This is a genomic window from Streptomyces sp. NPDC056144, from assembly GCF_042264145.1.
GTDB lineage: Bacteria > Actinomycetota > Actinomycetes > Streptomycetales > Streptomycetaceae > Streptomyces.
The window spans coordinates 1-20,728 of the sequence record NZ_JBHJVF010000019.1 but is presented as its reverse complement, the minus strand read 5'-3'; the positions used below and the strand labels follow the sequence as shown (position 1 = coordinate 20,728).

Below are 20,728 nucleotides of genomic sequence, written 5' to 3'. Positions count from 1 at the left end.
GGCCGACCGAGTGGGCGCATCCGGCCGGACCTGTGGATAACTCGCCCCGAGACCGCTCCTGGACCGCTCCGAGGCCGCTCCCGGCCCGCTCCCGGACCCCTCCCGCACCCGCTGCGCACCGCTCCCCGAGCTGTAGGGACCCGACAGCGAGGCCCGGGCGCCACTGTCGGAGGTCGATTCCTCATGCAGCAACTACAACCGATAGGTTTTCGGGTATCAGACCGCTATCGAAAGGGTGATCCGTTGAGCCGCTCGGTTCTCGTCACCGGAGGAAACCGGGGCATCGGCCTCGCCATCGCCCGCGCGTTCGCCGAGGCCGGCGACAAGGTCGCGATCACGTACCGCTCCGGCGAGCCCCCGGCCGAGCTGGCCGATCTCGGCTGCCTGGCCGTCCGGTGCGACATCACCGACGCGGAGCAGGTGGAGCAGGCGTACAAGGAGATCGAGGAGAAGCACGGCGCGGTCGAGGTCCTCGTGGCCAACGCCGGCGTGACGAAGGACCAGCTCCTCATGCGCATGTCCGAGGAGGACTTCACGTCCGTCCTCGACACCAACCTCACCGGCACCTTCCGGGTCGTCAAGCGCGCCAACCGGGGGATGCTGCGTGCCCGGAAGGGCCGCGTCGTCCTGATCTCCTCGGTCGTCGGTCTGCTGGGCTCCGCGGGCCAGGCCAACTACGCCGCCTCCAAGGCCGGCCTGGTCGGTTTCGCCCGTTCCCTCGCGCGTGAGCTCGGCTCGCGCAACATCACGTTCAACGTCGTCGCCCCCGGCTTCGTCGACACCGCGATGACCGCGGTCCTCACCGACGAGCAGCGCGCGGGCATCGTGTCCCAGGTGCCGCTCGGCCGCTACGCGCAGCCGGAGGAGATCGCCGCGGCGGTGAAGTTCCTCGCCTCCGACGACGCCTCGTACATCACTGGAGCCGTCATCCCGGTTGACGGCGGATTGGGCATGGGTCACTGATCACATGAGCGGAATTCTCGAAGGCAAGCGCATCCTGATCACCGGTGTGCTGATGGAGTCCTCCATCGCTTTCCACGCCGCGAAGCTGGCCCAGGAGCAGGGCGCGGAGATCATCCTCACCGCCTGGCCCCGGCCCTCGCTGACCGAGCGCATCGCCAAGAAGCTCCCCAAGCCCGAGAACGTGAAGGTCCTGGAGCTCGACGTCACCAACGACGAGCACCTCGCCCGCCTCGAAGGCCTGGTCCGCGAGAACCTGGGCGACCGCCTCGACGGCGTCGTGCACTCCATCGGCTTCGCGCCGCAGGACGCCCTCGGCGGCAACTTCCTGAACACGCCGTTCGAGTCCGTCGCCACGGCCATGCACGTGTCCGCGTACTCCCTGAAGTCGCTGACCATGGCGGTCCTGCCGCTCATGTCGGAGGGCGGCTCGGTCGTCGGCCTCACCTTCGACGCGCAGTACGCCTGGCCGCAGTACGACTGGATGGGCCCGGCCAAGGCCGCTCTCGAGGCCACCAGCCGCTACATGGCGCGCGACCTCGGCAAGCAGGACATCCGCTGCAACCTGATCTCGGCGGGCCCGCTCGGCTCCATGGCCGCCAAGTCCATCCCGGGCTTCAGCGATCTGGCCGCCGTGTGGGACAGCCGTTCCCCGCTGGAGTGGGACCTCAAGGACCCGGAGCCGGCCGGCCGCGGCATCGTCGCGCTGCTCTCGGACTGGTTCCCGAAGACGACCGGCGAGATCATCCACGTCGACGGTGGTCTGCACGCGATCGGCGCCTGAGCCGACCGGCGCCCCCGCGCACACCAGGGCCCGTGCGTTCACCCATTCGGGTGGGCGTGCGGGCCCTCGGCGTTCCCCGACCCGTTCGACTCGAAAAGTCGCGCGAATCGCCCCAGACTGGTGCGGAGCGTGAGGTTCTGCTGCTGACGGGGAGGAGGTACGGGCATGCGCGCGATACGTGACGGATTCGGGGCCTTCGCCCTGGTCGCCGCTCTGCTCGCAGGAACCGCCGTCGCCGCCGAGGTGCGCGACGTGCCCGCCCCGGCCGAGGAACTCCCGGCCGGAAGCCGCTCCACCGCCCACGAGCCGGAGAGCGGCGAGCCGGAGAACTTCGGGGCCTCCTGCCGCACCGTCGTCCAGGGCTCCCGTGTCACCGCCTACTGCCAGAACCCGTATCCCGGCACCGACCGCGTCCGCCTCCACGTCGAGTGCGACCGCTGGTGGGACGTCGACACCGACAGCGCCCCCGTCGAGGTCGGCGCCGCGGACTACGCCCGGATCAGCGGCCGCTGCTGGAAGGAGGTCGGCTCCGCCTGGGTCACCCACGAGCAGGTGGAACCGGTCAGTCCGTAGCCGTAGCCGTGGCCGTAGCCGTAGCCGTAGACGTGGCCTCCGGCGGGTTCCCGCCCCCGAGACACGTGAAGGGGTACGCGGCCGCCTCCGTGCCCGCCCGCTCCGCGTCGCCCGCGCGGATCGCGTCCACCAGGCGTGCGTGGTCCATGTGGTTCTCCGGCCGCAGCTCCTGGCCCACGTCCCCGCGCAGCCACTCCCGCAGGAGATCGCCCAGGTCCGCGTACAGCTCGGTCAGGACGTCGTTGCCGGAGGCGGCGACGACCGCGTGGTGGAAGGCGGCGTCGGCCGTCACGAACCGCTCCGCCTCTCCCGACTCCCAGGCCTCCTCGCGCCGCGCGAGCAGCGCGTCGAGCTGCTTCAGGTCCCGCTCCGAGCGCCGCTCCGCCGCGAAGCGCGCGGCGGCGGACTCCAGGGTCGAGCGCAGCTCGGCGACGTGCCGGGGATCGGCGCCGGCGAACCGCCGGTGCATGACGCCCGCGAGCTCGCTGGTGGCGACGACGTACGTCCCCGAGCCCTGGCGGATGTCGAGGAGCCCGTTGTGCGCGAGCGCGCGGACCGCCTCGCGCACGGTGTTGCGGGCGACGCCCAACTGCTCGACCAGTTCGGGTTCGGTGGGGATGCGCGACCCCACCGGCCATTCGCCCGAGGTGATCTGGTTCCGCAGTTCGGCGATCACCTGATCGGAGAGACCTGCGCGCCGTGGGTGGCCGAGAGCCATGGAACACCTTCCCTTGAAGGGCGACGGAAGAGCGACTGGTTCGAGATTGGACAACCAATCATCCCATGATTCTATGATGGGGTCATGCCTGCCGAGCCGAAGACCCTCCCCACCGATACCAAGGCCCCCACCGGGTCCTCCTCCGCCCACACCCCCGTGCCCGGCGGCCCCGCCCGCTGGACCCTCGTTCTCGTCCCCCTCGGCCTGGTCCTCGCCGCCCTCAACCTGCGCCCCGCGATCACCAGCCTCGGCGCGCTCCTCGAAGAGGTCAGCGCAGGCCTGCACATGAGCGGCAGCGTCGCCGGTGTGCTCACCTCGGTCCCACCGCTCTGCTTCGCGGTCTTCGGCATCACCGCACCGCGCCTCGCCCGCCGCTTCGGCCCCGCCGCCGTCGTCTGCGCGGGCATGGCCGCGATCTTCCTCGGCCTCGTGCTCCGCCCCTTCGCCTCCGGCACGGCCGCCTTCCTCGCCGCCAGCGCCCTCGCCCTCATGGGCATCGCCGTCAGCAACGTCCTGATGCCGGTGATCGTCAAGCGGTACTTCCCCGACCGCGTCGGCACCATGACCGGCCTCTACTCGATGGCGCTCGCCCTCGGCACCTCGCTCGCGGCCGCCGCGACCGTCCCCCTGACCGAGGCCCTCGGCGGCGACTGGCGTCTCGGCCTCGGCGTCTGGGCAGCCCTTGCCGCGCTCGCCGTCCTCGCCTGGATCCCGCTCGTCGTAAGGGACAGGGGCCGGGGCCGTACGGAGCAGGTGACCGTGACGGCCCCGTCCGGCTCCTCCGCACAGGTCGCGACCGACGCCCCGCGCGTCACCCGCAGCCGCACCGCCTGGGCCCTCGGCTGCTTCTTCGGCCTCCAGGCCACGGGCGCGTACATCACCATGGGCTGGATGCCGCAGATCTTCCGCGACGCCGGCGTCCCCGCCTCCACCGCGGGCGTGCTCCTCGCCGTCACCATGGTCATGGGCGTCCCGCTCGCCTTCGTCATCCCGCGGCTCGCGACCCGCATGCGGACCCAGGGACCGATCGTCGTCGCCCTCGCCCTCTGCGGCCTCACCGGCTACACCGGCCTCTTCTTCGCCCCGGCCGCCGGAGCCTGGGCCTGGGCCGTGCTGCTCGGCATCTCCAACTGCGCCTTCCCGCTCGCCCTCACGATGATCGGGATGCGTTCGCGGACCGGCGCCGGCGTCGTCCGGCTGTCCGCCTTCGCCCAGAGCGTCGGCTACCTCATCTCGATCCCCGGCCCCCTCCTCGTCGGCGTGCTCTACCAGCACAGCGGCGGCTGGGGACTGCCCATCGCCCTCATGGGCGGCCTGATGATCCCGCAGATGATCGTGGGAACCCTCGCCGGGCGGGACCGGACGATCGAGGACGAATGCTGAGATGCGAGACTGGCTCCATGCCAGTCCTCGAACCCAATCCCCAGAACGGCCAGAAGAAGCTGCTCGTCGTGCTCGGCGCGATGCTCGGCATCACCGTGGTCATCGCCCTCATCGCCTCCTTCGCCTCCCCCTGACGGGTAGGCGAAGGTGGGGGAAACCCCCCATCCCCTAGGGGGAGAGTCTCAGGGTGAAGTGGGTGGATCACCTGATGGGCCCGGGGCCGCCCGATCCGTACGGTGAAACCAGCGTCGGAGACGGCGCGGATCTCGGTTCCCCATCCCACGGAGGCGGCCATGTCGGCCCGTTCGCACCTCAGCACCCGGCCCCTGCCGGCCGCGGTCGGCACCCGACTGCCCTGGTGGGCCCTCGCCCTCCCCGTCGCCGCCTTCCTCGTCCTCCTCTTCCTGCTCATATCGGGGCCTGGTGGGGCGCAGGCGACCGCTGGTGACCTGGGAGTCACGGGGGTCCTCGACCAACTCCGGCAAACGCTCTCTCTCTGAGTCACCGTGGGCCTTTTCGTGCAAAGCTGTTGACCATGAGCGTCGATACACCCCGCAGGATCGTGCTGCTGCGTCACGCCAAGGCCGACTGGGGCCAGGAGTCCGACCACGAGAGGCCCCTCGCCGACCGGGGCCGCAAGGACGCCCCCGTCGCCGGCCGCTGGCTCGCAGGGACCGGCATCCCGATCGACCTGGCCCTCTGCTCGACCGCCGCCCGCACACGCGAGACGTGGAAGCTGGCCGTCCCCGAACTGCCCCAGCGACCCAGGACCGTGTACGAGGACCGGATCTACGAGGCCTCGCTCGGCGAGCTCATCGCCGTGCTCAACGAGACCTCCGACGAGGTGGCGAACGTCCTCCTCATCGGCCACAACCCCGGGGTGCACGCCCTCGCCGACGCCCTCGCCGGCGACTCCGAGGACGACCTGCTGCCCCGGATGAACCGCAGCGGCTTCCCGACCTCCGCCATCGCCGTCCTCACCTTCACCGGCAGCTGGAAGTCGGTGGAGCACGGCGTCGGCCGGCTCGTGGACTTCTGGACGCCGCACGCCTGACGTTCCCGGGGTACGGGAAGGGCCCGGCCGTCCACGGACGACCGGGCCCTTCCTCGTACGGACGACGTGCCGACGACGTGCCGACGACTCAGTGCAGCAGGTCCTCGCCGCCGTCGGCGACCTCGACCTCTTCGCGCGTGATCCCCAGCAGGTACAGCACGGTGTCCAGGAACGGCACGTTCACCGCCGTGTGGGCGGCCTCGCGCACCACGGGCTTGGCGTTGAAGGCGACACCGAGCCCGGCCGCGTTCAGCATGTCCAGGTCGTTCGCCCCGTCGCCGATGGCCACCGTCTGCGCCAGCGGCACCCCCGCCTCCTGGGCGAAGCGACGCAGCAACCGCGCCTTGCCCGCGCGGTCGACGATCTCGCCGGTCACCCGCCCGGTGAGCTTCCCGTCCACGATCTCCAGGGTGTTGGCGGAGGCGAAGTCGAGCCCGAGCCGCTCCTTCAGGTCATCGGTGACCTGGGTGAACCCGCCGGAGACGACACCCACCTGGTAGCCGAGCCGCTTGAGCGTACGGATCAGGGTCCGGGCTCCCGGCGTCAGCCGTACCTCCGCGCGGACCTTGTCGACCACCGAGGCGTCGAGGCCCGCGAGCAGCTCCACGCGCGCGTGGAGGGACTGCTCGAAGTCCAGCTCGCCGCGCATCGCCGCCGCCGTCACCTCGGCGACCTTGTCCTCGCACCCCGCGTGCGCCGCGAAGAGCTCGATGACCTCGTCCTGGATCAGCGTCGAGTCGACGTCCATGACGACGAGCCGCTGCGCCCGCCGGTGCAGCCCGGCCGAGACCACGGCCACGTCCACCCCGATGGTGTGGGCCTCGGTCGCGAGCGAGGTCCGCAGCGGCTCGGTCTCGCACCCGGAGACGGCGAACTCCACGGCGGTCACCGGGTACTTCGCGAGACGGAAGATACGGTCGATGTTGCCGCCGGCCTCCGCGATCCTGGCCGCTATGGCCGCCGTCTGCTCGGCCGTCAGCGGGTTGCCGAGCACGGTGACGTGCGAGCGGCCCTCACCGCGCGGGCGGTTGTCACCCGTACCGGAGATGATCTCGGCCTGGAGCTTCAGGGACTCGGCCCAGCTGTGGATGGTCGCCCGCAGTTCGCCCTGCGAGGCGACGGTCGGCTCGGTGACGAGCGCGCACAGGACGAGGCGGCCGCGGGAGACCACCTGCTCGATGTCCACGACGTCGACGGAGTAGGCGGCGAGGGTGTCGAAGAGCCCGGCGGTGATCCCGGGCCGGTCCTTCCCGAAGATCTTGACGAGAAGGGTGGGAAGGTCTGAGGTCTGCGATGCGCTCATGGTGGTTCCACCGTATCGGGCACCGCGTGCCACCCGGCCCCCCGTCCCGCCCAGCGGACACCCGACTGGCCGGTGAACTCGCCGTACACCTCTTCCAGCAGCCCGACTTCCGGAGACGGGACCGGGCCTGAAATAGTTCCCCAGGATGATTCGCCATCCCTGGACTCCCGAAGACGGGGGGACATCGGGGGACAAGTAGTGGGGCATGGAGTGCCAGAACTCGTACTGGAATTGAACGGCAGGACCTGGACGCTCGATCCGTCCCGGTCGTACACCCTGGGCAGGGACCCGCAGGGTGACCTGGTCATCGACGACGCCAGGGTCTCGTGGCGGCACGCCACCATCAGCTGGGGCGGCCGGAGCTGGGTCATCGAGGACCACGGCTCCACCAACGGCACCTTCGTCCAGGGGCAGCGGATCCACCAGCTGGAGATCGGCCCCGGCTCGGCCGTCCACCTGGGCAACGCGACCGACGGCCCGCGGCTGAATCTCGCCGCCGCCGGCGCCCCTGCCCCGCAGCGGGCCCAGCAGCCGGCCCCGCACCAGGCCCCCGCCCACCAGGGCGCCCCGGCCCAGGCCGGCGCCCAGGCCGAATGGGCCGCGCACCAGCCGCAGCAGCACCAGCCGCCGCAGCCGCACCAGCAGCAGGGCTGGCAGCAGAACCCGCAGCAGGCGCAGCCGCACCTCCCGCAGCAGCAGGGCGGCCCCCAGGCCCCCCACGCGCCGCAGGGTTCCCCGGCTCCCCAGGGCTCCCCGGTTCCTCAGGGGCAGGGCGGCGCCTCGGGGGCGTCGTCGGCCTACGCGGACCGCAGCCCCACCACGTTCCACCAGCTGGCCCTCGGTCACGTCATGCGCATCGGCCGTGCCCTGGAGAACGAACTGGTCGTCTCCGACCTCCAGGTCTCCCGGAACCACGCCGAGTTCCACGCCACGCCCGACGGCCGCTTCGAGATCCGCGACCTCGGCTCGCACAACGGCACGTACGTCAACGGCCAGCCGATCCCCAAGGGCGGCACCGCCCTCCTCGGCCCGCAGGACATCGTCGGCGTCGGCCACTCGACGTTCCGGATCGTCGGGGGTCAGCTGGAAGAGTTCGTCGACACCGGTTCCGTCTCCTTCTCGGCCCGCCACCTCACGGTCACCGTCGACGGCGGCAAGCAGATCCTCAAGGACGTCACCTTCGGCGTCCCCGAGAAGTCGCTGATCGGCGTCATCGGCCCGTCCGGCTCCGGCAAGTCCACCCTCCTCAAGGCGCTGACCGGCTACCGCCCGGCCAACGAGGGCGACGTCCTCTACGACAACCGCAGCCTCTACAAGCAGTTCGCCGAGCTGCGCCAGCGCATCGGTCTGGTCCCGCAGGACGACATCCTGCACAAGGAGCTGACCGTCGTGAAGGCGCTCCGCTACGCGGCCAAGCTACGCTTCCCCGGCGACACCGCCGAGGCCGAGCGCGAGGCCCGCATCGACGAGGTCCTGCGCGAGCTCAAGCTCGACATCCACAAGGAGAAGAAGGTCACCTCCCTCTCCGGTGGCCAGCGCAAGCGCGTCTCCGTCGCCCTGGAGCTCCTCACCAAGCCCTCGCTGATCTTCCTGGACGAGCCGACCTCCGGCCTCGACCCGGGCATGGACCGCGACGTCATGCAGCTGCTCCGCGGCCTCGCGGACGACGGCCGCACGGTCCTCGTCGTCACCCACTCGGTCGCCGAGCTGGGCCTGTGCGACAAGCTCCTCGTCATGGCCCCCGGCGGCTCGGTGGCGTACTTCGGTCCGCCGGAGGAGGCGCTGAACTTCTTCGGCTACTCCACCTGGGCCGACGTCTTCTCCGCCTTCGAGAACTACCGCGACTACGACTGGGCGGGCCGCTGGAAGGGCTCGCAGCACTACCAGATGTACGCCGCCGAGATCGACGCCGTCGCCGCGCAGCCCGTCCAGATGCCGCAGCAGGCGATGGCCAGGCCGCCGAAGCCGCAGGGCTGGGGCTCCCAGCTGTGGACCCTGATCCGCCGCTACGTCTCCGTCATCGCCTCCGACAAGGGCTTCATGGCCCTGATGGTGATCCTGCCGGCCGTCCTCGGCGCCGTCTCCGTCGTCATCCCCGCCGACTTCGGCCTCGGCAGACCCACGCCGCCGTCCCGCTTCAACGGCGACGCCGGCACGATCATGCTGATCCTCGCGGTCGGCATGTGCTTCTCCGGCGCGGCCAACTCGGTCCGTGAGCTGATCAAGGAGCGGGTCATCTACGAGCGGGAACGCGCCGTCGGCCTCTCCCGCTCCGCGTACCTGATGTCCAAGGTCATCGTCCTCGGCCTGATCACGGCCTTCCAGGGCGTGATCATCTGCGGCATCGGCTTCTCCACGCGCGCGCTGCCCGAAGAGGGCCTGTTCATGCCGCCGGCCGTCGAGCTCTGCGTCCAGGTCATCGCCCTCGGCCTGACCTCGATGATGGTCGGCCTGGTCATCTCCGCCCTGGTGAAGACCGCCGAGAAGACCATGCCGCTGCTGGTCATGTTCGCGATCATCCAGGTCGTCTTCACCGGCATCCTCTTCCAGGTGTACGGCTCGCCGGGCCTGGAGCAGTTCGCCTGGCTCATGCCCTCCCGCTGGGGCATCGCCGGCGCCGGCACCACCCTGGACCTGGCCGTCCTCATGCCGCCGTGGGACCACAAGGACCCCACGAACACCGACCCGCTGTGGGAGCACACGGTCGGCCAGTGGAGCCTGGACCTCGGCATCCAGCTGCTGATGGCCACGGTCTGCTGCGTCCTCGTGGCCCGGCTGCTGCGCCGCCACGAGCCCGAGGTCATGCGCAAGTAACGACCGAGGCCGTACGTACGCCGAAGGGCGGCGCCCCGCGCGGGGGTGCCGCCCTTCGGCGTACAGCGGACCAGGTGTGATCAGTACGCGCTGTTGACGTTGTCGATCGAGCCGTAGCGGTCGGCCGCGTAGTTGGCGGCGGCGACGATGTTGGCGACCGGGTCGTACTGGTCGAACTTGGTGCCGGGCACGTGGTACGCCTTGAAGGTCGGGTAGATGACCTGGAGCAGACCCTTGGACGGGATGCCGTTCATGGCGTTCACGTCCCAGTTGTTGATGGCGTACGGGTTGCCGCTGGACTCGCGCATGATGTTCTTGTGCAGGCCGTTGTAGCTGCCCGGGATGTTGTGCTTGTCCATGATGAACAGCGCCTCGCGGATCCAGCCGTCGAGGTTGTTCGCGAACACCGGGGTGCGGGCGACGGAGCGGCTCGCGGCGGTCTTCTCGGCGGCGCGCTTCTTCGCGTCGGCCTTCGCCTTCGCGGCGGCCTTGGCCCGCGCGTCCGCCTTGGCCTTGGCCGCGGCCTTCGCCTTGGCGGCGGCCTTGGCCTGCGCGTCGGCCTTCGCCTTGGCGTCCGCCTTGGCCTTGGCGGCGGCCTTGGCCTTCGCCGCGGCCTCCTGCTGGGCCTTCAGGCCCACGGCGGTGTGCTGCTCGGTGAGGCTGGTGGCCAGCGCCTTCGCCTGCGGGCTGGCGGCGTCGTACGACCAGGCGACCTGCTGCGTACCGGCGGCGAGGGCCACCGGCTCGGTCTCGGTGGAACCGTTGCCCTGGACGAGGGAGAACGTGAGGGCCGCGGCGCTCAGGGCGGCGACACCGGCGATCGAGGCCTTCTGGGTCTTCTTCAGACCACGACTGTGGCCAGGGGTCTTCGCAGTCATGCTCGGCTACCTCTTCGAATCGCTGGGGGTCGCTCCGCCGGGGCGGCGCTGCGCCTGCTGGGCGGCGACGGGGGCAATTCTTAGCGGCAGCAAAAAGCCGTGGCAAAGGTGTGACGTACGATCCGGGATAGTGGATCAGGGACTCGTGCACGACCCACCGAACGGCCGCTACGACCCCGCCACCCCATGGATTCCGCCCTCCGGGGTTCCACTAGGCGCCTTCGTAAGTGATGTGCGTCCTATGCGCGGGCTCACATCGGCCACGTAACGAACTCACCGACCGTTGCGGCAGCAACGCACACGGTGAGAGTCCGTACTCCTCCGGTAGGAGAGGGACCGGCGGGCCCTACGACCTAGGTCCCGCGACCCCCACCCGGCGGTCCCCGGACGGATACGGACGGTCACACCCCGCCGGTACGGTGACCACATGAGCCACCGACCCGGCTCCGGCCTCGCCGCCGTGAGCACCGCACTCCTCGCGATGAGCCGCCGCCTGGAGGTCCGCGACGTCCTCAAGACGATCGTCGCCTCCGCCCGCGAGCTCCTCGACGCCGAGTACGCGGCCCTGGGCGTCCCCGACGACCACGGCGGCTTCGCCCAGTTCGTCGTCGACGGCGTCAGCGACGCCCAGTGGAAGGCGATCGGCCCCCTGCCCCGCCAGCACGGCATCCTCGACGCGATGCTCCACCAGGCCCGCCCCGAGCGTCTCGCCGACGTCCGCGAGGACCCCCGCTTCGGGGGCTGGCCGGCCGCCCACCCCGAGATGTCCGACTTCCTCGGCCTCCCCGTCAGGGACGGCGACGAGATCCTCGCCGCCCTCTTCCTCGCCAACAAGAGAGGACCCAAGAGCGACGGGGAGGGCGGCTTCACCGCCGAGGACGAGGAACTGCTCGGCATCCTCGCCCAGCACGCGGCCATCGCCCTCACCAACGCCCGTCTGTACGAGCGCAGCCGCGAGCTCACCATCGCCGAGGAGCGCTCCCGCCTCGCCCACGAGCTGCACGACGCCGTCAGCCAGAAGCTCTTCTCGCTCCGCCTGACCGCCCAGGCCGCCGCCGCCCTCGTCGACCGCGACCCGGCCCGCGCCAAGGGCGAGCTCCAGCAGGTCGCCGCCCTCGCCGCCGAGGCCGCCGACGAGCTGCGCGCCGCCGTCGTCGAGCTGCGCCCCGCCGCGCTCGACGAGGACGGCCTCGTCCACACCCTGCGCACCCAGATCCAGGTCATGGACCGCGCCCACACCGCCCGGGTCACCTTCGAGAGCGCGGGCGTGCGCGCCCTGCCCGCCGCCCAGGAGGAGGCCGTCCTCCGCGTCGCCCAGGAAGCCCTGCACAACGCCCTGCGCCACGCCGACGCGGAGCGCGTCACCGTCGCCCTCACCCGCAGCGGCCAGGGCGCCCGGCTCACCGTCACCGACGACGGCAAGGGCTTCGACCCACGTACGGTCCGCAGCGCCGGACGCCACCTCGGCCTGGTCTCCATGCGCGACCGGGCGAGCGGCGTCGGCGGCGCCCTCACCGTGACCTCGGCCCCGGGCGAGGGCACCACGATCGAGATGGAGGTTCCCGGTGGCTGACAAGCCGATCCGTGTCCTGCTGGTCGACGACCACCAGGTCGTCCGCCGAGGTCTGCGCACCTTCCTGGAGGTGCAGGACGACATAGAGGTGGTGGGGGAGGCCGCCGACGGAGCCGAGGGCGTGGCCCTGGTGGAGGAGCTCCGCCCGGACGTGGTCCTCATGGACGTGAAGATGCCCGGCATGGACGGCGTCGAGGCGCTCAAGCGGCTCCGTGAGCTCGCCAACCCGGCCAGGGTCCTGATCGTCACCAGCTTCACCGAGCAGCGCACGGTCGTCCCCGCGCTTCGCGCCGGCGCCTCCGGATACGTCTACAAGGACATCGACCCCGACGCCCTGGCCGGCGCCATCCGCTCCGTCCACGCGGGGCACGTCCTGCTCCAGCCCGAGGTCGCCGACGCCCTCCTCAGCCAGGACGACACCCCCAGCGGTACGGGACGGGGCTCGGTCCTCACGGAGCGCGAGCGCGAGGTCCTCGGCCTCATCGCGGACGGCCGCTCCAACCGCGAGATCGCCCGCGCGCTCGTCCTCTCCGAGAAGACGGTCAAGACGCACGTCTCGAACATCCTCATGAAGCTCGACCTGTCCGACCGCACCCAGGCCGCCCTCTGGGCCGTCCGGCACGGCCTCACCGACTGACGCGCCCCCTGTGCGCCGGGGCGCACGACCGTTCAGTACTTCATACGGTCGTGTGTACATCCCCCGTTCGGCGCAACCGGACGGGGGCGGCGGCGTTCTCCATGGCGTGCTGCGGCGGACCTGCCGCAGCGATGACCAGGAGGATGTACCAAGTGAAGAACCTCAAGAAGGCCGCTGCCCTCACCATGGTCGCCGGTGGCATCGTCGCCGCCGGTGCGGGTGTCGCCTCCGCCCACGGCGCCGAGGCCACGGGCAAGGCCCTCAACTCGCCGGGCGTCGGCTCCGGCAACCTGGTGCAGGTCCCGGTCCACGTCCCCGTGAACGTCTCCGGCAACACGGTCAACGTGATCGGCCTGCTCAACCCGGCCTTCGGCAACGGCGCCGTCAACGCCTGACCCCCCAAGCAAACCGGCCCCCGGGCGATCCCCGGGGGCCGGTCCTTTTGTGGGTGGGCCGGCCGGTTGTGGGCAGTCGTTCCGCAGGGCGGAACGGGTGGGCACAACCCCTTAGGGCGTCGCCCGTCCCCGCACCCCCACCCGACGCGCGTCCCTGGCCCCCGAGCCCCGACCCCCAAGGGACCAGCAACCCATACAGGACCAGGCGGGCCTAGGGCCCAAGGCTCAGGCGAGGTCAGGCAGGGCCAGGAACGCGGGACCAGGGGGCAGGCCCCGAGGCCTCCCGACCCGCAAGGGTCAGACCCCCCGCCCCCGCTCCCTCTCCTCCACGTACGCGTTGTACGCGGCGACCTGCGCCCGTCGAGCCACCCGCTCCACCGGCCGCAGCGCCTCCCCCCGCGCCGCCATTTCGGACGCGCTCACCGCGCCCCCGTGCCCGTTCCCGTACGCCAGGTCCACCATCAGACCCACCCGCTGGGCCAGCTCGAGGACCCGCACCGCCCGCGGCGGATACCCGGGGGCCAGGACCTCGCGCCCCACCTCCGCCCGCGCCCGGTACGCCTCGCGCGCCGCCTCCGCCGCCGGCCCCGACGCCGCCACGTCCAGCCGCGTCAGTACCGCCGTCGCGTCCCGCAGCGCCTCCGCGAGCTCCCGCTCCGCCTCGCTGAGCGACGGTACGTCCGCGGGGGGCGCCTCCCGCACCGCGAGGCAGCGCCAGACGACCTCGACGTGCACGTCACCCGCGGGACCCGCCTCCGAGACCTCCGGCACGAGCCCGTACGGCGCGCCGAAGCCCACCACCGCCTCCTCCGCCTCCAACGCGCGCGCGTTGAAGTCCGGCGGCCCGCTCAACCCGAGCGGATGCCCCGGCGCCGGTAGCGCGACACGCCACCCGGTCACCCCGAGCCGCCGCAGCCGCCCGAGGGCCAGCGTCAGCCCCACCGGCCCCGCCTCACCCGGCAGCCCCTCGACGCGGTGCACCGCGTCATCCCCGACAATCGCCAGCGCCGCGTCGTCCGGCGACACCGCCCCGGCCAGCAGGGCATTGCCCCAGGCGGCCAGGCGTCCTGAACGTGGTTCGACAAGCATTCCCCAAGACTAGGGCGCGTGCGGCGGGCCCAAACGAAGCCCTACGGACCGGCCCGCCCGCTCGATAACGTAGGTTTTCCCCTGGACGCCGCGCCCATCGGCGCAAGGCGACGACACGACTCGACCGCAAGGGGAGACAACGCGCTCATGAGCGATGTACTGGAGCTGGTGGACGTATCCGTGGTCCGCGACGGACGGGCTCTGGTGGACGAGGTCTCCTGGTCGGTCAAGGAAGGCGAGCGCTGGGTCATCCTCGGACCCAACGGCGCCGGCAAGACGACCCTTCTGAACATCGCCTCCAGCTACCTCTTCCCCACCAAGGGCACCGCCCACATCCTGGGCGAGCAGCTGGGCGGCGTCGGCACCGACGTCTTCGAGCTCCGCCCCCGGATCGGCGTGGCCGGCATCGCGATGGCGGAGAAGCTGCCCAAGCGGCAGACCGTCCTCCAGACCGTCCTCACCGCCGCGTACGGCATGACGGCGACCTGGCAGGAGGACTACGACCCGGTCGACGAGCAGCGCGCCAAGGCCTTCCTCGACCGCCTCGGCATGAGCGACTACCTGGACCGCAAGTTCGGGACCCTCTCCGAGGGCGAGCGCAAGCGCACCCTGATCGCCCGCGCGATGATGACCGACCCCGAGCTCCTCCTCCTCGACGAGCCCGCCGCCGGCCTCGACCTCGGTGGCCGCGAGGACCTCGTCCGCCGTCTCGGCCGCCTCGCCCGGGACCCGTACGCCCCCTCCATGATCATGGTCACGCACCACGTCGAGGAGATCGCGCCCGGCTTCACCCACGTCCTGATGATCCGCCAGGGCAAGGTCCTCGCCGCCGGCCCCGTGGAGATGGAACTCACCTCCCGCAACCTCTCGCACTGCTTCGGCCTCCCGCTCGTCGTCGAGCGCGTCGGCGACCGCTGGACCGCGCACGGCCTGCCGCTGAAGTGACCCGCCCGGGGGACCGGCGACCCGCACAGCCGCCAGAACCCCCACAGCCGCCGCCATAACAGCGGCGCGCGCCAACTTCCGCGCCCTGTCACGGAACAGCCCCACCGCCCTACCATTGACCACGTGGACATCGACGCGTGGGTCTGGTGGTTGATCGGCGCGGTGGGGCTCGGCATTCCGCTGGTCCTGACCGCGATGCCGGAGTTCGGCATGCTGTCCGTAGGCGCCGTCGCGGGCGCGGTCACCGCCGCACTCGGCTTCGGTGCCGTCGCCCAGGTCGTCGTCTTCGCCGTCGTCTCGACGGCCCTCGTCGCCGTCGTCCGCCCGATCGCCGCACGCCACCGCCACGACCGGCCCCGACTCGCCACCGGCGTCGAGGCCTTGAAGGGCCGTCAGGCCGTCGTCCTGGAAAGGGTCGACAGCGACGGCGGCCGCGTGAAGCTCGCCGGCGAGGTCTGGTCCGCCCGGACCTTCGACACCGGTCAGACCTTCGAACCGGGCGAGCGGGTCGACGTGGTGGAGATCGACGGCGCCACGGCCGTGGTCATGTGACGGAACCGCACCCATTGGCCGAACCTCACCCATGACGTTCCGCCGTCTGGGAAACTGGATCATCGAAAGCAACCCGGCAGTCAACCGGCAGCGAAGGGTACGGGGAACACGATGTCAGCAGTCATCATCGTCCTGATCATTCTGGTGGTGCTCGTCTTCATCGCCCTGATCAAGACGATCCAGGTCATCCCGCAGGCCAGCGCGGCGATCGTGGAGCGCTTCGGCCGCTACACTCGCACGCTGAACGCCGGTCTGAACATCGTCGTCCCGTTCATCGACACGATCCGCAACCGCATCGACCTCCGCGAGCAGGTCGTCCCCTTCCCGCCCCAGCCGGTCATCACCCAGGACAACCTCGTCGTCAACATCGACACGGTCATCTACTACCAGGTGACCGACGCCAGGGCCGCGACCTACGAGATCGCCAGCTACATCCAGGCGATCGAGCAGCTCACCGTCACCACCCTGCGCAACATCATCGGCGGCATGGACCTGGAGCGGACCCTCACCTCCCGCGAGGACATCAACGTCGCCCTGCGCGGCGTCCTGGACGAGGCCACCGGCAAGTGGGGCATCCGCGTCAACCGCGTCGAGCTCAAGGCGATCGAGCCGCCGACCTCCATCCAGGACTCGATGGAGAAGCAGATGCGCGCCGAGCGCGACAAGCGCGCCGCGATCCTCACCGCCGAGGGCACCCGCCAGTCCCAGATCCTCACGGCCGAGGGCGAGAAGCAGTCCGCGATCCTCCGCGCCGAGGGCGAGGCCAAGGCCGCCGCGCTCCGAGCCGAGGGCGAGGCCCAGGCCGTCCGTACGGTCTTCGAGGCCATCCACGCCGGTGACCCGGACCAGAAGCTCCTCTCGTACCAGTACCTCCAGATGCTCCCGAAGATCGCCGAGGGCGACGCCAACAAGCTCTGGATCGTGCCCAGCGAGATCGGCGACGCCCTCAAGGGCCTCTCCGGCGCCTTCGGCAACCTCGGCGGCGGCGTGCCCGGTTTCAACACCAAGGACGGCGTCCCGTCCGCCAGGCGAGAAGAACCCCAGGTCGACTGACGCGTACACGCACATCTCCTGCATGATCAGTGCGAGCCCCTCGACTCCGACGACCTCGGGGCGGGGAGGCGAACCACTGACCCTGTAAGGAGATGGCGTTGTCCATCTGGGAAGCCCTGGCAGTCTTCGCCGCCGGCATCGGAGCCGGCACCATCAACACGATCGTCGGATCGGGAACGCTGATCACGTTCCCGGTCCTCCTCGCGACCGGACTCCCTCCGATCACCGCGAACGTCTCCAACGCCCTCGGCCTCGTCCCCGGCTCCATCAGCGGAGCCATCGGCTACCGCCGCGAACTCGCGGGCCAGAAGAGCCGCATCCTGCGCCTCGGCGGCGTGGCCCTCGTCGGCGGCCTCATCGGCGCGATCCTCCTCCTCGCCCTGCCGTCCGACGCCTTCGACGCGATCGTCCCCGTCCTCATCGGCCTCGCGCTGGTCCTCGTCCTCCTCCAGCCCCGCATCGCCGCCGCCGTCCAGCGCCGCCGCGAACAGACCGGCACCGAGGCCCACCCCGACGGCGGCCCCGTCCTCCTCGTCGGCCTCCTCCTCGCCAGCATGTACGGCGGCTACTTCGGTGCCGCCCAGGGAGTCCTCTACCTCTCCCTCATGGGCCTGCTGCTCCACGACACCCTGCAGCGGATCAACGCCGTCAAGAACATCCTCGGCGCCCTGGTCAACGGCGTCGCCGCCGTGTTCTTCCTCTTCGTCGCCGAGTTCGACTGGACGGCCGTCCTCCTCATCGCCGTCGGCTCCACCATCGGCGGACAGATCGGCGCCAAGGTCGGCCGCAAGCTTCCGCCGACGGTCCTGCGCGGAGTGATCATCGCCGTCGGCATCGTCGCGATCCTCCAACTGACCCTCAAGTAGCGGGCGTACGCGAAAGGGCCCGCCCCCTGACACAGGAGGCGGGCCCCTTTCCGTACCCGTTACGCCGCCGAGTCGCCGGCCAGCCACTGCGGCAGCGCCGACCGCTCACTCGACCTCATCGCGAGCAGCATCGCGTCCGCCGGCGTCGGCACGAACGGCTCGTGCAGCAACGGCATCCCCGCCTGCTCCGGCGTCCGGTCGGCCTTGCGGTGGTTGTCCTCGGCGCAGGAGGCGACCGTGTTCAGCCAGCTGTCCCCACCACCCTGCGCCCGCGGCACGACATGGTCCACGGTCGTCGCCCGCTGCCCGCAGTACGCGCACCGGTGTTGGTCCCGTATCAACACCCCGCGCCTCGACCACGGCGCGTGTCTTCGGAACGGCACCCGCACGTACCGGCAGAGCCTGATCACCCGCGGCACCGGAAGATCGACGGCGGCACCCCGCATCCGCAGATCGGGATGGGCCTGCTCGACGACGGCCTTGTCCGTCAGGACAAGCACCACCGCACGGTTGAGAGTGACCGTCGACAGCGGCTCGAAGCTCGCGTTCAGTACCAGCGTGTCCCGCATTGTGCCCACCTCCCGTGTGCCGGCCCCGCCCCGGAGCAGGGCGTGGAGCCTGGATCAACGATGGCCGGGCCGGCCGGGGTCGGACAACGCAATTTCCCGCGCAACAAAAGATGCCCGCTTCTGATCTCTCCAAGACCAGAAGCGGGCAAACAACAAACGAACGATCAGACCGCCGCGGGAGCCGCGTACTCGCCGATCAGCTGGGCACGCCCCAGCGTGTGGAACCGCAGGTTGAAACCGATCGCCGCCGGCGACGTGTCCGCGTCGGGGCCGAGCTTCTCGCTGTCCACCGCGTACACCGTGAAGACGTACCGGTGCGCCGGGTCCCCGGGCGGGGGAGCGGCGCCACCGAAGTCCCGCGACCCGTAGTCGTTCCGCACGTGCACGGCACCGGCCGGCAGGCCGGGGAACGATCCGGACCCGGCACCCACGGGCAGCTCCGTGACCTCCACGGGGATGTCGATCAGCGACCAGTGCCAGAACCCGCTGCCCGTAGGGGCGTCCGGGTCGAAACAGGTGACGGCGAAACTCCGGGTCCCCTCGGGGAACCCCTCCCACCGCAGGTGCGGAGAGGTGTTCCCCTCCGCGTACACCTGGGCGTCCTTCAGCACCCCGCCCGGCGCGATGTCGTCGCTCACCACGGTGAACGCGGCCACCGGCGGGTGGAAGTCATGAGGAAGCGGGGCCCGCTTAGCCTCGGTCACGTCGAGTACCTCCCGAATCGTCCGTCAACGCTGGCGCTGTCGAGCCTAGAGCCAGTTGCGACGGCCGCCGACCTCGGCGAGCCACTGGTTGAGGTACGCCGACCAGTCGGTGGCGTGGAAGTCGTTCAGCCCCACCTTGAAGGCACGGAAGGAGTCGCTGCCCTCACCGAAGAGACCCGGCTTCTTGTCCATCTCCAGGACGACGTCCATCTCGTGCTCGTCGGCGATGAAGCTGACCTCGACCTGGTTCAGCCCGCGGTACTGCTGCGGCGCGAAGAACTCGATCTCCTGGTAGAAGGGCAGCTTCTGCCGGGTGCCCCGGATGTGCCCGCGCTCCATGTCCGCGCTCTTGAAGCGGAAGCCCAGGTTGATGAAGGCGTCCAGGATCGCCTGCTGCGCCGGCAGCGGGTGCACGTTGATCGGGTCCAGGTCACCGGAGTCCACCGCACGGGCGATCTCCAGCTCGGTCGTCACACCGATGTCCATGCCGCGCAGCTGCTGACCGGCGACCGTCGTCACCGGCGTCTCCCACGGGATCTCCAGACCGAACGGCACCACGTGCACGGCCCCGGCCTTCACCTCGAAGGCACCGCCCAGACGCACCTTGACGAACTCGATGTCCTGCTTGTGCTCCTGGTCACCGCCCTCGACCTCGACCCGGGCCTGGAGCCCGACCGAGAGCCCCTCGATCTGCTGGTCGACGCTGCCGCCCTGAATACGGACCTCGCCCTGGACGACACCGCCCGGAACGACGTTCGCCTCGGTGAGCACGGTCTCCACGGTGGCCCCACCGGAGCCCAGGCTCGCGAGCAGCTTCTTGAATCCCATGACTTCCACTCCTTCTCGGTACTGCCCCTACATACGCGCGACGACGGTAGCCGGTTCCCCGCCGCCCGCCACTACCCTCGGACGCCATGAGCGAGAGCCCCGGCCGTACGCCCCTCCCGCGGTCCTTCTTCGACCGCCCCGTCCTGGAAGTGGCCCCCGATCTCCTGGGCCGCACCCTCGTCCGCAATACACCCGAAGGCCGTATAGAGGTGCGCCTCACCGAGGTGGAGGCGTACGCCGGCGCGATCGACCCCGGCTCGCACGCCTTCCGCGGCCGCACCGCGCGCAACCACGTCATGTTCGGCCCACCCGGACACGCGTACGTCTACTTCACGTACGGCATGTGGCACTGCCTGAACCTGGTCTGCGGCCCCGAGGGCGAGGCGAGCGGGGTCCTCCTGCGCGCCGGCGAGATCCTGACGGGCGCCGAGCAGGCCCGCCCCCGCCGTCGCTCGGCCCGCAACGACAAGGAGCTGGCCAAGGGCCCCGCCCGCCTGGCCACCGCCCTGGACGTCACCCTCTCCCTCAACGGCACCGACACCTGCGCCGACGAGAACGCCCCCCTCGCCCTCCTCACGGGCACCCCACCCACCCGCGACCTCGTCGAGAACGGCCCCCGAACGGGTGTGGGCGGCGACGGCGCTCCCCACCCCTGGCGCTACTGGATCACCGGCGACCCCACCGTCAGCCCCTACCGCCCCCACACTCCCAGGAAGCGCCCCCTTGACTCGGGGAAGCGACTCGTCTAACGTAGCCCGAGCAACTGGTCACGGGCCTGCTTATCGAGCACCCCGCAGCCGCCACCCACTACACACGATGATTCCCCAAACGGGGCTTATTTCGGCATGCCGGAATTCGAATCGAAACCCTCGATTATGAGGCGCCGAGAAAATCAGCTAACGTAGTGGACACGCCGAAAGGCCCCCGGAGTGAAAACAAAAGGGACCGGAAAGCGCCGAGGAAATCGGATCGGAAAGATCTGATAGAGTCGGAAACGAAGGAAGCGCCCGGAGGGCCTGGAAACAGGAACAAAGGAAGCGTCCGCACCTT

Annotated in this window: 23 protein-coding genes; 16 read left to right on the top strand and 7 right to left on the bottom strand. The window is 70.7% G+C overall.

The features are described from left to right. Window positions 1-243 precede the first annotated feature (243 nt). The 3 genes from fabG (at window position 244) to ACFC0Z_RS33970 (ending at window position 2,317) form a co-directional block, all read left to right on the top strand. A complete protein-coding gene (fabG, locus tag ACFC0Z_RS33980; RefSeq protein ID WP_376446390.1) occupies window positions 244-963 on the top strand; it encodes a 3-oxoacyl-[acyl-carrier-protein] reductase in 720 nt (239 codons plus the stop codon). Between the two features lie 4 nt (window positions 964-967). Beyond that, on the top strand, window positions 968-1,744 hold the full coding sequence (gene fabI, locus ACFC0Z_RS33975) for an enoyl-ACP reductase FabI (protein WP_376446387.1): 777 nt from the start codon (window positions 968-970) through the stop codon (window positions 1,742-1,744). Between the two features lie 165 nt (window positions 1,745-1,909). Further along, window positions 1,910-2,317, top strand: a complete 408-nt coding sequence (locus ACFC0Z_RS33970) for a hypothetical protein (protein WP_376446385.1) — start codon at window positions 1,910-1,912, stop codon at window positions 2,315-2,317. On the opposite strand, the gene ACFC0Z_RS33965 is transcribed toward ACFC0Z_RS33970, so the two are convergent. Continuing rightward, entirely contained in the window at window positions 2,307-3,035 is a 729-nt protein-coding gene (locus tag ACFC0Z_RS33965; RefSeq protein ID WP_376446382.1) for a FadR/GntR family transcriptional regulator, read from the bottom strand. The two genes, ACFC0Z_RS33970 and ACFC0Z_RS33965, sit on opposite strands and share 11 nt — an antisense overlap. 84 nt (window positions 3,036-3,119) lie before the next feature. Between ACFC0Z_RS33965 and ACFC0Z_RS33960 the strand changes: the two genes are divergently transcribed. The 4 genes from ACFC0Z_RS33960 to ACFC0Z_RS33945 all read left to right on the top strand — a co-directional run bounded on the left by ACFC0Z_RS33960 (window position 3,120) and on the right by ACFC0Z_RS33945 (window position 5,472). After that, on the top strand, window positions 3,120-4,418 hold the full coding sequence (locus tag ACFC0Z_RS33960) for a CynX/NimT family MFS transporter (protein WP_376446379.1): 1,299 nt from the start codon (window positions 3,120-3,122) through the stop codon (window positions 4,416-4,418). 17 nt (window positions 4,419-4,435) lie between these two features. Then, a complete protein-coding gene (locus tag ACFC0Z_RS33955) occupies window positions 4,436-4,552 on the top strand; it encodes an SGM_5486 family transporter-associated protein (protein WP_360812186.1) in 117 nt (38 codons plus the stop codon). 159 nt (window positions 4,553-4,711) lie between these two features. Next, a complete protein-coding gene (locus ACFC0Z_RS33950) occupies window positions 4,712-4,918 on the top strand; it encodes a hypothetical protein (protein WP_376446376.1) in 207 nt (68 codons plus the stop codon). Between the two features lie 35 nt (window positions 4,919-4,953). Further along, a complete protein-coding gene (locus ACFC0Z_RS33945; protein WP_376446373.1) occupies window positions 4,954-5,472 on the top strand; it encodes a histidine phosphatase family protein in 519 nt (172 codons plus the stop codon). An 88-nt stretch (window positions 5,473-5,560) separates the two neighbouring features. Here the strand turns inward: ACFC0Z_RS33945 and serB are convergent, their stop codons facing one another. Continuing rightward, complete coding sequence (gene serB, locus ACFC0Z_RS33940; RefSeq protein WP_376446371.1) at window positions 5,561-6,775, bottom strand: phosphoserine phosphatase SerB; 1,215 nt, start codon at window positions 6,773-6,775, stop codon at window positions 5,561-5,563. A gap of 198 nt (window positions 6,776-6,973) precedes the next feature. Here serB and ACFC0Z_RS33935 point away from each other — a divergent pair, with 198 nt between their 5' ends. Beyond that, complete coding sequence (locus ACFC0Z_RS33935) at window positions 6,974-9,589, top strand: FHA domain-containing protein (protein ID WP_376446368.1); 2,616 nt, start codon at window positions 6,974-6,976, stop codon at window positions 9,587-9,589. An 80-nt stretch (window positions 9,590-9,669) separates the two neighbouring features. On the opposite strand, the gene ACFC0Z_RS33930 is transcribed toward ACFC0Z_RS33935, so the two are convergent. Beyond that, complete coding sequence (locus ACFC0Z_RS33930; protein ID WP_376446365.1) at window positions 9,670-10,467, bottom strand: transglycosylase SLT domain-containing protein; 798 nt, start codon at window positions 10,465-10,467, stop codon at window positions 9,670-9,672. Between the two features lie 427 nt (window positions 10,468-10,894). On the opposite strand from ACFC0Z_RS33930, the gene ACFC0Z_RS33925 reads away from it, so the two are divergent. The 3 genes from ACFC0Z_RS33925 (at window position 10,895) to ACFC0Z_RS33915 (ending at window position 13,072) form a co-directional block, all read left to right on the top strand. Beyond that, the gene (locus tag ACFC0Z_RS33925) at window positions 10,895-12,040 is read left to right on the top strand and encodes a GAF domain-containing sensor histidine kinase (RefSeq protein ID WP_376446363.1); all 1,146 of its coding nucleotides are present in this window, start codon (window positions 10,895-10,897) and stop codon (window positions 12,038-12,040) included. Further along, complete coding sequence (locus ACFC0Z_RS33920; protein ID WP_376446360.1) at window positions 12,033-12,677, top strand: response regulator; 645 nt, start codon at window positions 12,033-12,035, stop codon at window positions 12,675-12,677. The genes ACFC0Z_RS33925 and ACFC0Z_RS33920 overlap by 8 nt, the downstream gene beginning before the upstream one ends. A 152-nt stretch (window positions 12,678-12,829) precedes the next feature. Further along, window positions 12,830-13,072 (top strand): chaplin, encoded by a 243-nt coding sequence (locus tag ACFC0Z_RS33915; RefSeq protein ID WP_376446357.1) that lies wholly within the window; start codon window positions 12,830-12,832, stop codon window positions 13,070-13,072. A gap of 297 nt (window positions 13,073-13,369) precedes the next feature. Here ACFC0Z_RS33915 and ACFC0Z_RS33910 read toward each other — a convergent pair whose 3' ends face one another. Then, the gene (locus ACFC0Z_RS33910; RefSeq protein WP_376446355.1) at window positions 13,370-14,161 is read right to left on the bottom strand and encodes a hypothetical protein; all 792 of its coding nucleotides are present in this window, start codon (window positions 14,159-14,161) and stop codon (window positions 13,370-13,372) included. 147 nt (window positions 14,162-14,308) lie between these two features. On the opposite strand from ACFC0Z_RS33910, the gene ACFC0Z_RS33905 reads away from it, so the two are divergent. From ACFC0Z_RS33905 to ACFC0Z_RS33890, 4 genes are all read left to right on the top strand, one after another. Continuing rightward, window positions 14,309-15,106: an ABC transporter ATP-binding protein gene (locus ACFC0Z_RS33905; protein ID WP_376446352.1), complete on the top strand. Its 798-nt coding sequence runs from the start codon at window positions 14,309-14,311 to the stop codon at window positions 15,104-15,106. 123 nt (window positions 15,107-15,229) lie between these two features. After that, window positions 15,230-15,658, top strand: a complete 429-nt coding sequence (locus ACFC0Z_RS33900; RefSeq protein ID WP_376446351.1) for an NfeD family protein — start codon at window positions 15,230-15,232, stop codon at window positions 15,656-15,658. Between the two features lie 111 nt (window positions 15,659-15,769). Further along, the gene (locus tag ACFC0Z_RS33895; protein ID WP_376446348.1) at window positions 15,770-16,711 is read left to right on the top strand and encodes an SPFH domain-containing protein; all 942 of its coding nucleotides are present in this window, start codon (window positions 15,770-15,772) and stop codon (window positions 16,709-16,711) included. Between the two features lie 92 nt (window positions 16,712-16,803). Then, window positions 16,804-17,577, top strand: coding sequence for a sulfite exporter TauE/SafE family protein (locus ACFC0Z_RS33890; protein ID WP_376446345.1), 774 nt, complete (start codon window positions 16,804-16,806; stop codon window positions 17,575-17,577). 59 nt (window positions 17,578-17,636) lie between these two features. Here the strand turns inward: ACFC0Z_RS33890 and ACFC0Z_RS33885 are convergent, their stop codons facing one another. From ACFC0Z_RS33885 to ACFC0Z_RS33875, 3 genes are all read right to left on the bottom strand, one after another. Further along, a complete protein-coding gene (locus tag ACFC0Z_RS33885; protein ID WP_376446342.1) occupies window positions 17,637-18,146 on the bottom strand; it encodes an HNH endonuclease in 510 nt (169 codons plus the stop codon). Between the two features lie 164 nt (window positions 18,147-18,310). Then, window positions 18,311-18,850, bottom strand: coding sequence for a YbhB/YbcL family Raf kinase inhibitor-like protein (locus ACFC0Z_RS33880; protein ID WP_376446340.1), 540 nt, complete (start codon window positions 18,848-18,850; stop codon window positions 18,311-18,313). 45 nt (window positions 18,851-18,895) lie between these two features. After that, the gene (locus tag ACFC0Z_RS33875; protein ID WP_376446337.1) at window positions 18,896-19,678 is read right to left on the bottom strand and encodes a sporulation protein; all 783 of its coding nucleotides are present in this window, start codon (window positions 19,676-19,678) and stop codon (window positions 18,896-18,898) included. Between the two features lie 86 nt (window positions 19,679-19,764). On the opposite strand from ACFC0Z_RS33875, the gene ACFC0Z_RS33870 reads away from it, so the two are divergent. Beyond that, window positions 19,765-20,427 (top strand): DNA-3-methyladenine glycosylase, encoded by a 663-nt coding sequence (locus ACFC0Z_RS33870; protein WP_376446334.1) that lies wholly within the window; start codon window positions 19,765-19,767, stop codon window positions 20,425-20,427. The last annotated feature ends 301 nt before the right edge of the window (window positions 20,428-20,728 follow it).

What these genes read in the sequence shown, in the direction of transcription:
- ACFC0Z_RS33960 (WP_376446379.1), top strand. Translation starts at nt 3,120, where the DNA reads ATGCCTGCCGAGCCGAAGACCCTCCCCACCGATACCAAGGCCCCCACC.
- ACFC0Z_RS33875 (WP_376446337.1), bottom strand. Translation starts at nt 19,678, where the DNA reads ATGGGATTCAAGAAGCTGCTCGCGAGCCTGGGCTCCGGTGGGGCCACC.
- ACFC0Z_RS33885 (WP_376446342.1), bottom strand. Translation starts at nt 18,146, where the DNA reads ATGCGGGACACGCTGGTACTGAACGCGAGCTTCGAGCCGCTGTCGACG.
- ACFC0Z_RS33955 (WP_360812186.1), top strand. Translation starts at nt 4,436, where the DNA reads ATGCCAGTCCTCGAACCCAATCCCCAGAACGGCCAGAAGAAGCTGCTC.
- ACFC0Z_RS33945 (WP_376446373.1), top strand. Translation starts at nt 4,954, where the DNA reads ATGAGCGTCGATACACCCCGCAGGATCGTGCTGCTGCGTCACGCCAAG.
- fabI (WP_376446387.1), top strand. Translation starts at nt 968, where the DNA reads ATGAGCGGAATTCTCGAAGGCAAGCGCATCCTGATCACCGGTGTGCTG.
- ACFC0Z_RS33870 (WP_376446334.1), top strand. Translation starts at nt 19,765, where the DNA reads ATGAGCGAGAGCCCCGGCCGTACGCCCCTCCCGCGGTCCTTCTTCGAC.
- ACFC0Z_RS33910 (WP_376446355.1), bottom strand. Translation starts at nt 14,161, where the DNA reads ATGCTTGTCGAACCACGTTCAGGACGCCTGGCCGCCTGGGGCAATGCC.
- ACFC0Z_RS33890 (WP_376446345.1), top strand. Translation starts at nt 16,804, where the DNA reads ATGGCGTTGTCCATCTGGGAAGCCCTGGCAGTCTTCGCCGCCGGCATC.
- ACFC0Z_RS33895 (WP_376446348.1), top strand. Translation starts at nt 15,770, where the DNA reads ATGTCAGCAGTCATCATCGTCCTGATCATTCTGGTGGTGCTCGTCTTC.
- ACFC0Z_RS33970 (WP_376446385.1), top strand. Translation starts at nt 1,910, where the DNA reads ATGCGCGCGATACGTGACGGATTCGGGGCCTTCGCCCTGGTCGCCGCT.
- ACFC0Z_RS33930 (WP_376446365.1), bottom strand. Translation starts at nt 10,467, where the DNA reads ATGACTGCGAAGACCCCTGGCCACAGTCGTGGTCTGAAGAAGACCCAG.
- ACFC0Z_RS33965 (WP_376446382.1), bottom strand. Translation starts at nt 3,035, where the DNA reads ATGGCTCTCGGCCACCCACGGCGCGCAGGTCTCTCCGATCAGGTGATC.
- serB (WP_376446371.1), bottom strand. Translation starts at nt 6,775, where the DNA reads ATGAGCGCATCGCAGACCTCAGACCTTCCCACCCTTCTCGTCAAGATC.
- ACFC0Z_RS33905 (WP_376446352.1), top strand. Translation starts at nt 14,309, where the DNA reads ATGAGCGATGTACTGGAGCTGGTGGACGTATCCGTGGTCCGCGACGGA.
- ACFC0Z_RS33950 (WP_376446376.1), top strand. Translation starts at nt 4,712, where the DNA reads ATGTCGGCCCGTTCGCACCTCAGCACCCGGCCCCTGCCGGCCGCGGTC.
- ACFC0Z_RS33925 (WP_376446363.1), top strand. Translation starts at nt 10,895, where the DNA reads ATGAGCCACCGACCCGGCTCCGGCCTCGCCGCCGTGAGCACCGCACTC.